Origin of the sequence: Buchnera aphidicola BCc, assembly GCF_000090965.1 — a bacterium.
Taxonomy (GTDB): Bacteria; Pseudomonadota; Gammaproteobacteria; order Enterobacterales; family Enterobacteriaceae; genus Buchnera_F; species Buchnera_F aphidicola_F.
In genome coordinates, this window is sequence record NC_008513.1 from 92,585 (window position 1) to 107,016 (window position 14,432).

Consider the following 14,432-nt stretch of genomic DNA (forward strand, 5'->3'; position numbering starts at 1 on the left):
TTTATACTGTATTTTTATTAAACGATATATAAAATTTGATTATAAAAATAATATTTTTATATAAATATTAAATTTTATTTCATGAAATAATTTGATATGGAATAAAAAATAATTTTTTATTAATTTTATTAATTTTATAAATTTTATTTTTTATATCGTAGAAAATTATAAATACAGTATAATATCAATTATATTTAATTTTATAAAGATTTTAATATTTATAGAAAATATTTAATTTAATTAAAAATATTTAAAATTATTTAAAAATAAAAGTATTTATAATATTTATTTTATTAATTTATAAATAAGAAAAGTTTGTTATATATAAAAATATTTTTTTGATTTCTTGTAATATAGATATACGATACAAACGTTTTTCAGTATTTTTATCATTTATTAATATATTTTGGAAAAATTCTTTTATTGGTGTACATAATTCTTCAATTTTTTTCAATAAATTAAAATAATCATTTTTTTCTTTTTTTATATTATTTTCTATAATAGATTTTATTAATATAATTATTTTTTTTTCATATATTGAAAATTTATATATAGGATTTGAATAAAAAATGTTTATTTTTGTTTTTTTTTCTTTTTTTTGTTTTAATATATTCGTTATTCTTTTATAAATATTAAGTATATTTTTCATATTATTAATTTTTTGAAAATTATATAATGCGTGTATGCGATTATTAATATCTAATAAATCATTTAATTTCAGTGAAAGAACAGAAGAAATAATTTTTTTATTATATTTTTTTTTTAAATATAATGATTGAAATTTTGAATATATAAAATTTAAAATTAATTTTTGAATTAATATTTTATTTTTTATATGTGTATATAAATTTATTGAATATTTAATTAATTTAATAATATCAATATATATTTTTTTTTTAATAATTATTTTAATAATACCTATAGTAGATCTACGTAATGCAAATGGATCTTTATTATTTTTAGGTACTTTACTAATACTAAAAATTCCAGTTATAGTATCGATTTTATCAGAAATACTTAATATACAAGATATTAATTGAGTAGGTAAATTAGATTGAGAAAAATTAGGTAAATAATGTTCTTTTATAGCTAAAGCTATTTCTCTATCTTCATGATTATATAAAGCATAATACATACCAATAATACCTTGAAGCGTTGTACTTCGTATTATATTTGTTGTTAAATCACATTTTGATAAAATAGCAGCACGTTTAATTGATTTTTTTTTTACTTTTAGAATTTTTGAAATATATTGACTGATTTTTTTTATTCGTATTGTTTTTTCGTACATAGATCCTAGTTTTTTTTGAAAAGAAATATTTTTTAATAAATCTAATCTGTTAGAAAACTTTATAAGTAAATCCTTTTTTAAAAAAAAATTTATATTTTTTAGTTTAGAAGATAATACTTGTTCATTTTCTTGAATAATTTTTTTAAAATTTGGGGTTTCAATGTTACTAATAAAAATAAAGTAATTTGTAATTGTATTCTTCTTAGTATTAAAGATAGAAAAATATTTTTGATTATTTTCAATAATATATATTAATATTTCCTGAGGTATATTTAAATATTTTTTTTTAAATTTTCCTATATGAGCAATAGGCCATTCGATTGATACACTTATTTCTTTTAACAAATTTTTATTTATATAAATTTTTTTATTATGTTTTTTTGTTAGATTTTTTATTTGTTTTATTATTTTTTTTTTTCTTTCTTGATAATCTAATATAATTTTTTTTTTCTTAAAAAATTTTTTTGTATATTGATTTGCATGATGAAAAATAATTTTTTTAGGAGACATTAAAAAATGTCCATAAGAAATACTATTAGAAGTAATTCCTTCAATTTTAGCTTTAATGATTTTTTTGTTTAGTAAAATCATTATATTACGTATGGGTCTAGAAAATCGAATAGATTTTTCATCCCACAACATAGATCTTTTTAATGGTATTTTTTTAATTGTTTCAAATACTATTTTTTTTATTTTTTCTTTTAAAGAAATAGTTTTTTTTTTATGTATATAAATTAGATGATTTTTTTTTTTTTTTATGTTTTTTAAAGAAAAGACCTTTAATACTAATTTTTTAGAGGTAAAAAATAAAGAAATTTTTTTGTATTGAATTTTATTTTCTTTGATTTTTTTTTTAAAAATATAATAAAAAAAATTTGCTATGTTTTTTAATTCTTTACTAGGTAAATCTTCTGTTTGTATTTCGATTAATAATATTTTTTGATTCATTTTTTACTCTTTAACGTTTATATTAATATATTTTTCAGCAATTTTTTTGATTATTTTCCGTATACATAGAATATAATTTGTTCGTTCAGTAGTAGATAACGTTTTTTTACAGTCTAGTAAATTAAAATAATGAATTGAATATAACATTTGTTCATATGCCGGTATAGATAAAGATTTAGATAAATTTATAAGTCTTTTTGCTTCTTCTATATGCATTTTAAATAATTTTAATAAAAAAATAATATTTGAATGTTCAAAATTGTATAATGAATTTTCTTTTTCATGTAACAAAAATATATCAGAATATTGAATTTTTTTTTCTGATTTTTTATTCCAAATAATATTATAAATATTATTTATATTTTGTATATGCATAGCAATTCTTTCTAATCCGTAAGTAATTTCAATTGCTGGTTGTATATTATTAATACCTCCCATTTGTTGAAAATATGTAATTTGAGTAATTTCTACACCATTTAACCAAATTTCCCATCCTAAACCAGAAGCTCCTATAGTAGGATTTTCCCAATTGTCTTCTAAAAATCTAATATCATTATTGTATATATCTATTCCTATATTTTTTAGAGATGATAAAAACAATTTTTGTACGTTTTTAGGAATTGGTTTAATAATTACTTGAAATTGATAATAATGTTGTAATCTATTTGGATTTTTTGTATATCTTCCATCGGATGGTCTTCTTGATGGTTGTACATACGCGATATGTATCGGTTCTCTTTTTAGAATATTAAAGAATGTATGATGATGAAATGTTCCAGCACCTATAGATATATCTAATGGTTGCATAATTGTACATTTTTTTTTATACCAAAAATTTTGTAGTTTTTGAATTATTTCATAAAATGAATATTTAAATTTTTTCATTTTTCTTCTTTTAATAGGTATATTTAAAGTATTTTTTAAAAAAAATTAAAATTTTAATATTATTAAATTAATATAATTTTTTTTTAAAATTTTGGAATATTTATATTTTTTAATTATATTAAAATTAATTTATGTATACTATATTTATTTTTTATTATTATAATATATGTATTAAAAAGAGGACAATGAAATTTTGATAAAGTATATAGGAGTTCACTGTAATACATCTGGAGGATTAGAAAAATCTGTTTTACAAGCTAATAAATTAAATGCTACAGCTTTTTCTTTTTTTGTAAAAAATCCTTTGAGATGGAATACTTTGCCATTACAACAAAGTACAATTAAGAGTTTTCGTAAGTTTTGTAATAAATATAATTATTCAACATTACAAATATTGCCTCATAGTAGTTATTTAATTAATTTAGGACATCCAGATAAAGAAAAAAAAAAAAAATCATGTAAAACTTTAATTGAAGAAATAAATTTTTGTAATTTATTAGGTTTAGTGATGATAAATATTCATCCGGGGAGTTCTTTAAAAAAAATAACAGAAAAAAAATGTTTAGAAAATATTTCGAATTCTATTAATTATATATTAAAAAAAACTAATAATATTATTATTGTTTTAGAAAATACATCCGGTCAAGGTGGAAATATGGGGTATTGTTTTGAACATTTAGCTTTTATTATCAATAAAGTTCGAAACAAATCAAGAATTGGAGTATGTCTTGATACATGTCATTTATTTGCTTCTGGATATCAATTAAATAATAAAAATAGTTTTTTAAATATTTTTTATAGATTTCATGAATTAATAGGATTGAAATATTTACGTGGAATTCATTTAAATGATTCTAAAGGAAAATTTAATAGTAAATTAGATCGACATGAAAATTTAGGTTATGGAAATATTAAAACAAGTGTTTTCTCAAAAATTGTACGAGTAATTGAGTTTAACAATATTCCTATAATTTTAGAAACAAAAGACGCAAGTATTTGGAAAAAAGAAATTCAATGGTTAAAAAAACAATCATTATTACCCAAAATTAGTATTTTAAATTTCTAAATTCTAATTTATATATAAAATATTAAGAACATTTTTAAAATTTTAATATTTTAAATATATCATTTAATATTTATAGAAATTTTTGATAAAAACAAATTTTTTTAAGGTGTATATAAATATGATAAAATTACAAGCTATTTATCGCAATAAATTAGGAACTAATAATAGTCGTTATTTTAGAAATTTTGATAAAAAAATACCTGCGATTATTTATGGAAAAAAATTTTTAGAAAAGGAATTATTTATTTTATTAGATCATAATATAATATTTAATTTGCAAAAAGAAAAAAATTTTTTTTCAAATAATTTTTTAATTAAATTAAAAAATAAAAGTTTTTTTTCTATATTACAAGATATTCAATTTCATGTTTTTAAACCAATTATATTGCATATAGATTTTTTATGTATTAAATAATTTAAATATATAAAATATATATAAATATATATTTTAATAATTTTTTTAAAAATATATTTTTTAGTATAAAGTTTATTAATAAATAAAATTTTTAAATATTTTTAATATTATTTTTAATGAATTACTTAAATATAAAATATTATACGAAATATTACTATTAGAATCATTAATAAAAAGTAATGATTTTAGTAGTAAAATTATAACGAATAAAAATGATTTTTTATAGTATAAATATTTAATATATTTTCTATTATATGTATAAATTGAATTTAATTAATTTAAAAATTAAAAATAAATTTTTTTTTTGATTATTTTTTTAAAAATATATTTTTTTATAAAAATTAATTTTATTTTTAAATATTTAGTATATAATTCTTTTATTAAATAAATTATTAAAATTATATTTAAAATTTTTAAAATTAGAAATATACATATTTTTAAAAACAAATTTTTTATATAGTTTTTTTTTTTAAAAAAATAAATATTTAAAATAATTTTATGAGATCATTAATATATAAAAATCATGTTCCAATTAAAAAATTAGGACAAAATTTTTTACAGAATAAAGAAATTATTAATCAGATAATTAATTTAATAAATATTAATAAAAATGATAATATTATTGAAATAGGATCAGGATTAGGAGCGTTAACTTTTCCTATTTGTAGAATCATTAAAAAAATGATAGTATTAGAAATTGATGAAGATCTTGTGTTTTTTTTAACTCAAAGTTTATTTATTAAAAAATTACAAATTATAATTGCTGATATTATAAAATTTGATTTTTGTTGTTTTTTTTCTTTACAGAAATATAAAAAATATAGGTTTATTGGTAATTTACCATATAATATTGCTACTATATTTTTTTTAAAAACAATTAAATTTCTTTATAATATAATTGATATGCATTTTATGTTTCAAAAAGAAGTAGCAAAGAGATTATTAGCTACTCCTGGTACTAAAGAATATGGTAGATTAAGTATTATTGCACAATATTTTTATAAGATAGAAACTGTTATTAATGTTAATAAATTTAATTTTTTTCCTACTCCTAAAGTAGATTCTACTTTTTTACGATTTACTCCTAAATATTTTAATAGTAAATATAAAATAGATAAACATTTTTCTGTTTTAGAATTAATTACTAGATTTTCTTTTCAACATAGAAGAAAATTTTTAAATAATAATTTAATATCTTTATTTTCTACAAAAGAATTAATTTCTTTAGATATTGATCCATATTCAAGAGCAGAAAATGTTTCTTTAATTCAATATTGTAAATTAATGAAATATTATTTGAAAAGAAAAATTTTATGTTTAGATTAATCAAAATAATTATGATATATTTTTAAATTAATTAACTAATGTATATGTAGTATATTTAAACTTCCTTGTTATTATAATATTTTTATATGCGAAATATGTTTTCGTTGTTTTCTTTTTCTTTTTACATTTCTTGTAAACACAGTATTGGATATTTATTTACATTTTTATAAGCATTAATTGTAGCAAATGCTCCATTTAATGTAGAATCATAATGTATTTTATATTTTAACGCATTTTTTCGTATTTTATGAGTATCTTGATTGGGATTATTATTTTCTGATGTATTAATTATATAAGTATATTTTTTATTTTTTATATTATCAATTATATTTGGTTTTCCTTCATTAATTTTGTTTACTAATGTTGTTTTTATTCCTATAGATTTTAATTTTAAATATGTACCTAAAGTTGCATCAATATTAAAATATAATTTTTTTAATTGTATAGCAAGATTAATAACAGAATTTTTATCATTTTTTTGCACAGATAATAACACAGTTCCATATTTTTTAATATTAATAGATATTCCTAACATTGCTTTATAAAATGCTAAAGAAAAATTTTTTCCAATTCCCATAACTTCACCAGTAGATTGCATTTCTGGTCCTAAAAAAGGATTAATTTCAGGAAATTTATTAAATGGTAGCACGACTTCTTTTACGAAAAAATGTTTTGGTGTAATAGTTTTTATATAATTTTGTTCAGATAAGTTTTTTCCATAAATTACTCTCATAGCTACTTTAGCTAATGGTACTTGAATAGCTTTAGAAATGAATGGTATAGTTCGAGATGCTCTAGGATTTGCTTCTAAAATATATAATTTTTTATTTTTAATAGCAAATTGAATATTTATTAAACCTTGTACATTTAATTTAATTGATAAAATTTTTGTTTGTTTTTTAATTTTTTTTAGTAATTGTTGACTAACTGTGTATACCGGTAAAGTGCATGCAGAATCTCCAGAATGAATTCCAGCTGGCTCAACATGTTCCATGATTCCGCCAATAAAGACATTTTTTAAATCACATACAGCATCTACGTCTATTTCTGTTGCATTATCTAAATATTGATCTATAAGTATTGTTTTTTTTTTTGATTGTATATTAAGATTTAAAAAATATTTAATTAATTCTTTATCATTTTTTATAATCTTCATTTCACGTCCGCCTAATACATAGGATGGACGAACAATTATTGGGTATCCTATATAGTTTGATTTTATTAAAGCTTCTTTAATATTAGTTGCTATATCATTTTTTGGTTGTTTAATTTTTAATTTATGAATAATTTTTTGAAATTTCTTTCTATTTTCAGCTTGATCAATAAATTTTGGTTGAGTTCCTAAAATTTTAATACCTTCTTTTTTAAAATATTTAGCTAATTTTAGTGGTGTTTGACCTCCAAATTGAATTACAATTCCTAATGGTTTTTCTATTCGTACAATTTCTAATATTTCTTCTAAAGAAATAGGTTCAAAATATAATCTATCGGAAATATCGTAATCTGTTGAAACTGTTTCTGGATTACAATTGATCATTATTGTTTCATATTTATCCTTTTTTGATATTTGAGAAGCATGAACACAACAATAATCAAATTCAATACCTTGTCCAATTCTATTCGGCCCACTACCTAAAATAATTATTTTTTTTTTGTTTTTTGTAGGAATTGATTCACATTCATCTTCCCAAGTAGAATACATATATGCTGTTTTTGTAGAAAATTCTGCAGAGCATGTATCAATTCTTTTATATACTGGGTGTAAATTTAATTGATATCTTTTTTTTCTTATTTTTTCTTCTTTAGTTTTTAATAATTGAGCAATTCTTAAATCTGAAAACCCTTTAGATTTTAATTTTTTAAATTGTATAAAATCTAAATTAGATATTTTTTTTTTTTTAATTTTTTCTTCTATAGAAATTAATTCTTGTATATGAAATAAAAACCAATAATCAATATTAGTATATTTTTGAATTTTTTTCATAGAAAAATGTAATCGAAATGCTTCTCCAATATACCATAATCTGTTAGGTCCAGCTTCTTTAAGCTCATATTTTATTTTTTTTTCTTGAAATATTTTGTTGTTTTTATTATTTTTTTTTTCTAAAATATCAAATCCTGTAGATCCTATTTCTAAACTTCTTATAGCTTTTTGTAATGATTCTTGAAAAGTTCTTCCGATTGACATTACTTCTCCTACTGATTTCATTTGTGTAGTCAATCTATCATTACATCCTGGAAATTTTTTAAAATCAAATCTAGGAATTTTGGTAACTATATAATCAATTGAAGGTTCAAATGCCGCAGGAGTATTTTTTCCTGTAATATTATTTGTTAATTCATCTAGTGTATACCCTATTGATAATTTTGTAGAAATTTTTGCAATAGGAAAACCTGTAGCTTTAGAGGCTAATGCAGATGAACGTGATACTCTAGGATTCATTTCTATAACTATCATTTTTCCATTTTTAGGATTTATTGCAAATTGTACATTTGATCCTCCATTAGTTACACCAATTTCTTTTAAAATATTTATTGCAGCATTACGCATTTTTTGATACTCTTTATCACTTAGAGTTTGTGCGGGAGCTACAGTAATTGAATCTCCAGTATGTATTCCCATAGGATCTATGTTTTCAATTGTACATACAACAATAAAATTTCCTGATTGGTCTGTAATAACTTCTAATTCATATTCTTTCCATCCAATTAATGATTCATCAATTAATAATTCTGATATAGGTGAAGATTCTAATCCTAATATACAAATATTTTGAAAATCTTCTTTATTATATGCGATTCCCCCTCCACTTCCTCCCATAGTAAAAGAAGGTCTAACAATACATGGAAAACCAATAGATTTAATAATTGAATTAGCTTCTTCTATATTATGCGCTATACCACATTTTGCTGTTTTTAATTTTATTTTTTTCATAGATTTTTCAAATAAAGATCTATTTTCAGCTTTTTTAATACACTTTATAGTAGTTCCTATTATTTCAATATTATATTTATCTAAAATACCTTTCTTGTATAATTGTAATGTACAATTTAAAGCTGTTTGCCCTCCCATAGTAGGTAATATAGCATTTGGTTTTTCTTTTTTAATAATTTTTAAAATTATTTTTGTATTAATAGGTTCAATATAAGTAAAATCAGCTATTTCTGGATCCGTCATAATTGTAGCCGGATTCGAATTTATTAATATTACTTGATAACCTTCTTCTTTTAAAGCTTTACAAGCTTGAGCTCCTGAATAATCAAATTCACATGCTTGTCCAATGATTATTGGGCCAGCACCAATTATTAATATTTTTTTTATATCTTCTCTTTTTGGCATTTTTTTTCCTTATATTTCATATTTTTAATAAATTTATTAAATAATTTTTTAATATCATGAGTTCCAGGATTTGATTCTGGATGTCCTTGGAAACTAAAAGATAAGTGATTTTTTAATGAAATTCCTTGAATAGTTTTATCAAATAAAGATATATGTGTTACTGACATATTTTTTTTTATAGTTTTAGGATCTATAGTAAAATTATGATTTTGAGAAGTAATAAATACACGTTTTGTTAATATATTTTGTACTGGATGATTAGACCCGTGATGTCCAAATTTCATTTTTATTATTTTAGATCCTAATGATAAAGCTAAAATTTGATGTCCTAAACAAATTCCAAATATAGGAATAGAAAAATTTAATAATTTTTTAACGTTTTTAATAGCTACAATGTATGATCGGGGATCGCCTGGTCCGTTGGATAATAGAATTCCAGAAGGATTTAATGATATAATTTTTTTTATATTAATGTTATATGATACTAGAGTAATTTTACATCCCATTTTATCTAATATTTTTAATATACTTTTTTTTACACCAAAGTTATATACAACAACATGAAAAGTTTTTTTTTTTGAAAAATAATTTTTATTATTCCATATTTTTATTTTTTTTGTTGTTAGATATTTTATTTTTTTTTCTTTGCTTTTTTTTTTATATTTTTTGATTTTTTTAAAAGCATATCTAATATTAATATATTTTCCAGATTGAATACATCCATACTGTGATCCATTATTTCGGATGATATGTGTTAATTTTCTAGTATCAATATCAGATATAGCAATAATTTTATTTTTTTTAATATATTGAAGTATATTCTTTGTACTGCGAAAATTACTATCTATTTTTGATATAGATCTCATAATAATTCCATTAGCATGAATTTTTTTGGATTCCTCGTCTTGTGTATTAGTACCAACATTTCCTATATGTGGATATGTAAATACGATAATTTGTCCTAAATATGATGGATCAGTTAATATTTCTTGATATCCGGTTATAGCTGTATTAAATACAATTTCTCCAACTATTTCTCCTTCAATTCCAACATTAATACCTGAGAAAATAGTACCATTTTCTAAAATTAAATTCGCTAATTTTGTCAAAATTTTTTCCTAATTTATTTTATAAAAAATTATTAATATTAAGAATGTATATTATTTTATAATATAGAATATGTATTCTTTTTTATATTTTAATTTTTTTTAGCATATCTGACATATTATATAAACCATTTTTTTTTCTTGATATCCAAATTGCTGCTTTTAAAGCTCCTTTAGCAAATACAGAACGATGTATAGCTTTATGAAATATTGAAATTTTTTCATATTTATTAGAGAAAAGAACTGTGTGTTCGCCTATAGTATTACCTTCTCGAATAGTTGAAAATCCAATTCTTTTTTTTTTTCTTATTCCAATATTTCCATACCTTGAAAAAATAGCTGATTTTTTAAAATTCCATTTCATGGATTTAGAAATTATTTTTCCTAATTGTAAAGCTGTTCCTGAAGGAGCATCTATTTTATTTCTATGATGAGATTCAATAATTTCAATATCCGAATTTTTTCCTAAAATTTTTGAAATATTTTTTAGTATTTTATAGATAATATTAATTCCTATGCTGAAATTAGGTGAATATATAATTGGTATTTTTTTAGAAGCATTATTTATTATTTTAATTTGTTCGGTATTAAAACCTGTAGTTCCTAATACTATTTTTTTATTGTTTTTTAAACAATATTTTATTATTTTTATAGAATATTTAGGTGAACTAAAATCAATTATAGTATCAAATTTTAATATTTTTTTTTTTTTTTTAAGATTATTTAGTGTTATAAATTTTTTTTTTTCTTTAACTTTATAAAATTGATTATGATTTTTAATATCTATATTATTATTAATTAATGCATATACTAATTTAATTAATTTATTTTTTTTTGTTTCTTTTATTAGTATTTTTCCCATTCTGCCTAAAGCACCTGATATTATAATTTTAGTTTTATTTTTCATAGAATATATTTTCTCAAATAATTTTAATATTGTTTATATACAAATTTTTAAAGAATATAATATTTTAAGTTATTATAAATATAATACAAATTATATTATATTTATAAAAAAAAAATTATATATATAAATATGCATTAATGTTATTTATTTTTATAAAAAAATATGTTTTTTATTAGTTTGATTAATGTTTTTAATACATTTATTACAAATTGAATTTTTATTTTTTAAAAAATTATTTTTTTTTGTATAATTCCAACATCTTGGACATTTTATTTTTTTGCTTTTTTTTATTAGAATTTTAAATTTTTTTATTTTTTTACTTTTAATCGCTAATGAAGGAGCTGAAGAATATTTATGTAATTGAGTTTCAGAAACTAAAAAGATAAATTTTAATTCATTATTAAACAATAATAGAAAATTAAATAATTTTTTATTTATATATAATAACAATATTATTTCTAATGAATTTTTAATAAATTTATTTTTTTTTTCTGTTTCAATAAACAGATTTATTTCTTTTCTTATAGCAAAGATTTTTTTCCAAAAAAATAAATTATATGTAGATTTTTTTTTTATTAATTGTTTATTTTTATACCATTGAGTCATGAAAATTGATTTTTCTTTTTTTTCTTGTAATTGACTCCATATTTCTTCTGCTGTAAAAGAGAGTATTGGTGCTATCCATCTTACTAAAAATTGTAATATATAAAAAATAGCTGTTTGACTACTACGTCTTTCTATACTATTTTTATGCATAGTGTATTGACGATCTTTAATTAATTCTAAATAACAAGATCCTAATTCTATAGAACAAAAATTAATAATTTTTTTTATTACTTTATGAAATTGATATTGAGAATATTTTTTAATAATTTTTCTTTGATAATTATATGTTTTTTCTATTATCCATTGATCTAAAAATAACATTTTTTCATATTTAATAATATGAATATTAGCTTTAAAATCAAAAATATTAGAAAATAAGAATCGTATTGTATTTCTTATTCTTCTATAGTTATCTGAGATTTGTTCTAATATTTCATTTGAAATTGATATATCATTTGTATAATTAGTATAAGCTACCCATAATCTTAAAATATCAGCTCCTTTTTTTTGAATAATTTTTTTTGGTGAAATATTATTATTTAATGATTTTGACATTTTTTGTCCATTTTTATCCAGAACAAATCCATGAGTAATTACTGATAAATATGGAGGAATAGTTTTTGTAATCATAGATATTATTAGTGATGACATAAACCATCCTCTATGTTGATCTGATCCTTCTAAATATAAATCAGCAACATAATTTTTTTTATTTTTTATATTATGTTTATATATTTTAAGTTGATGATTTGCTCCAGATTCAAACCATACATCAAGTACATCATTAACTTTTCGATAGGTTTCTGAATCTTTTTTTATCCATGTATTAACATTAGATTCCCACCATATTTTATATCCATGATTTCTTATTTTTTTAACTATTTTTTTCATTATCATAACTGTATTTGGATGTAATTCTCCTGTATTTTTATGAATAAAGAATGGTAATGGAATCCCCCAAATTCTTTGTCTAGAAATACACCAATCTGGTCTAATTTTTAGCATTTTTTTCATTTTATTTTTTCCCCAACTAGGAATCCATAAAATTTTTTTTATTTTATTAAAAGTATCTTCTTTAAAATTTTTCTTTGAAAGATTAATAAACCATTGTGGTGTAGCTCTGAATATAATAGGTTTTTTATGACGCCAGCAATGTGGGTAATTATGATTAATAGTTTGAAAAAAAAATAGTTTTTTGTTTTTTTTTAAAATATATATTATTTTATTTTCTTTATTAAAAATATGTATATTATTTAATTGAGAATATTTTTTAATTTTATAAAAACCATGTGAATCAACAATTTGTTTAGGTATTATTTTATATTTTTTACATGCAATAAAATCTTCATATCCATGATCAGGAGACATATGTACAGCTCCTGTACCTAATTGATTTGAAACATGTTTTGATAAAATAATAGGAATTTGAGTATTTAAAAATGGATGAAAACACTTAATGTGTTCTATTTCTTTTCCTTTAAAAGATAAAATTATTTTCCATTTTTTTATATTGTTTTTTTTAAAAATTTTTTTTGTTAATTCTTCTATACAAATATAATATTTTTTATTTATTTTTATAATCTGATAATATAATTTTGGATTGATAGCAATAGCTTGACAGGTCGGAATAGTCCAGGGTGTGGTTGTAAATATTAATATTGAAATGTTATTAAAAATTTTTTTATTATAATTTTTAAAAAAATTATTTTTTAATATAGAATTTTCAATTAATTTATATTCTATATATATAGAAATTGATTTTTTAAATTTATATTCTATTTCAGCTTCAGCAAGAGCAGATTGACAATCAAAACACCAATAAACAGGTTTAAGATCACGGTATATTAATCCTTTTTCAACAATTTTAGTTAATACTTTAATTGTATTGGATTGATTAATATAATCAGTACTTAAATTAATATTATCCCAATTTGCAATAATTCCTAATCGTATAAAATCATTTTTTTGTTTTTCTACTTGTTTTAAAACATATTTAAAACATATTTTTCGAAATTCTTTTTTATTAATTTTTTTTTTAGAAAGTTTTTTTTCTATAATATGTTCAATAGGTAATCCATGGCAATCCCAACATGGAATATATGGAGAAAAAAATCCAGACATACGTTTAAATTTTAAAATTATATCTTTTAAAATTTTATTTACTGCATGACCAATGTGAATATTTCCATTTGCATACGGAGGACCATCTTGTAAAAAAAATTGTTTATTTTTTTTTTTGTTTTTATGTAATTTATTATATAAATTTATTTTTTTCCATGTTTCTAATATCTCGTTTTCTTTATATGCTAAATTAGCTTTCATAGGAAATTTTGTTTTTGGTAAATTTAAAGATTTTTTTATGTTTATCATTCGATTAACTCTATATTAAAGTAGAAATTTTATTTATAAAAATATTGATAGTAATATTTATATTATAAAAATAATTATTTATTTATATAAAAATTTTTTTTTATATTTAATAAAAAATTATTTTTTAAATTTTTTTTTTTATATTTTTATATACTTTATCATTATATAATAT

Annotated in this window: 9 protein-coding genes; 3 read left to right on the forward strand and 6 right to left on the reverse strand. The window is 19.2% G+C overall.

Annotated features, from left to right (window positions below):
* Nucleotides 1–298 precede the first annotated feature (298 nt).
* Both glyS and BCC_RS00480 read right to left on the reverse strand, forming a co-directional pair.
* Complete coding sequence (glyS, locus tag BCC_RS00475; RefSeq protein WP_011672481.1) at nucleotides 299–2,239, reverse strand: glycine--tRNA ligase subunit beta; 1,941 nt, start codon at nucleotides 2,237–2,239, stop codon at nucleotides 299–301.
* A gap of 3 nt (nucleotides 2,240–2,242) precedes the next feature.
* Nucleotides 2,243–3,124, reverse strand: a complete 882-nt coding sequence (locus BCC_RS00480; protein WP_011672482.1) for a glycine--tRNA ligase subunit alpha — start codon at nucleotides 3,122–3,124, stop codon at nucleotides 2,243–2,245.
* A 196-nt stretch (nucleotides 3,125–3,320) separates the two neighbouring features.
* On the opposite strand from BCC_RS00480, the gene nfo reads away from it, so the two are divergent.
* The 3 genes from nfo (at nucleotide 3,321) to rsmA (ending at nucleotide 5,931) form a co-directional block, all read left to right on the forward strand.
* Nucleotides 3,321–4,190: a deoxyribonuclease IV gene (gene nfo / locus BCC_RS00485; protein ID WP_041749155.1), complete on the forward strand. Its 870-nt coding sequence runs from the start codon at nucleotides 3,321–3,323 to the stop codon at nucleotides 4,188–4,190.
* Nucleotides 4,191–4,308: 118 nt separating this feature from the next.
* Nucleotides 4,309–4,605, forward strand: a complete 297-nt coding sequence (rplY, locus tag BCC_RS00490) for a 50S ribosomal protein L25 (RefSeq protein WP_011672484.1) — start codon at nucleotides 4,309–4,311, stop codon at nucleotides 4,603–4,605.
* Between the two features lie 498 nt (nucleotides 4,606–5,103).
* Nucleotides 5,104–5,931: a 16S rRNA (adenine(1518)-N(6)/adenine(1519)-N(6))-dimethyltransferase RsmA gene (gene rsmA, locus BCC_RS00495; RefSeq protein ID WP_011672485.1), complete on the forward strand. Its 828-nt coding sequence runs from the start codon at nucleotides 5,104–5,106 to the stop codon at nucleotides 5,929–5,931.
* A gap of 121 nt (nucleotides 5,932–6,052) precedes the next feature.
* Here rsmA and carB read toward each other — a convergent pair whose 3' ends face one another.
* The 4 genes from carB to ileS all read right to left on the reverse strand — a co-directional run bounded on the left by carB (nucleotide 6,053) and on the right by ileS (nucleotide 14,260).
* On the reverse strand, nucleotides 6,053–9,271 hold the full coding sequence (gene carB / locus BCC_RS00500) for a carbamoyl-phosphate synthase large subunit (protein ID WP_011672486.1): 3,219 nt from the start codon (nucleotides 9,269–9,271) through the stop codon (nucleotides 6,053–6,055).
* The gene (carA, locus tag BCC_RS00505; protein ID WP_011672487.1) at nucleotides 9,250–10,380 is read right to left on the reverse strand and encodes a glutamine-hydrolyzing carbamoyl-phosphate synthase small subunit; all 1,131 of its coding nucleotides are present in this window, start codon (nucleotides 10,378–10,380) and stop codon (nucleotides 9,250–9,252) included. Before carA ends, carB begins: the two co-directional genes overlap by 22 nt.
* A gap of 82 nt (nucleotides 10,381–10,462) precedes the next feature.
* Nucleotides 10,463–11,284 (reverse strand): 4-hydroxy-tetrahydrodipicolinate reductase, encoded by an 822-nt coding sequence (dapB, locus tag BCC_RS00510; RefSeq protein WP_011672488.1) that lies wholly within the window; start codon nucleotides 11,282–11,284, stop codon nucleotides 10,463–10,465.
* A gap of 150 nt (nucleotides 11,285–11,434) precedes the next feature.
* Nucleotides 11,435–14,260, reverse strand: a complete 2,826-nt coding sequence (gene ileS, locus BCC_RS00515) for an isoleucine--tRNA ligase (protein WP_011672489.1) — start codon at nucleotides 14,258–14,260, stop codon at nucleotides 11,435–11,437.
* Nucleotides 14,261–14,432 lie beyond the last annotated feature (172 nt).

Coding starts and splice junctions, on each gene's coding strand:
- glyS (WP_011672481.1), bottom strand. CDS start 2,239: ATGAATCAAAAAATATTATTAATCGAAATACAAACAGAAGATTTACCT.
- BCC_RS00480 (WP_011672482.1), bottom strand. CDS start 3,124: ATGAAAAAATTTAAATATTCATTTTATGAAATAATTCAAAAACTACAA.
- rplY (WP_011672484.1), top strand. CDS start 4,309: ATGATAAAATTACAAGCTATTTATCGCAATAAATTAGGAACTAATAAT.
- ileS (WP_011672489.1), bottom strand. CDS start 14,260: ATGATAAACATAAAAAAATCTTTAAATTTACCAAAAACAAAATTTCCT.
- carB (WP_011672486.1), bottom strand. CDS start 9,271: ATGCCAAAAAGAGAAGATATAAAAAAAATATTAATAATTGGTGCTGGC.
- dapB (WP_011672488.1), bottom strand. CDS start 11,284: ATGAAAAATAAAACTAAAATTATAATATCAGGTGCTTTAGGCAGAATG.
- rsmA (WP_011672485.1), top strand. CDS start 5,104: ATGAGATCATTAATATATAAAAATCATGTTCCAATTAAAAAATTAGGA.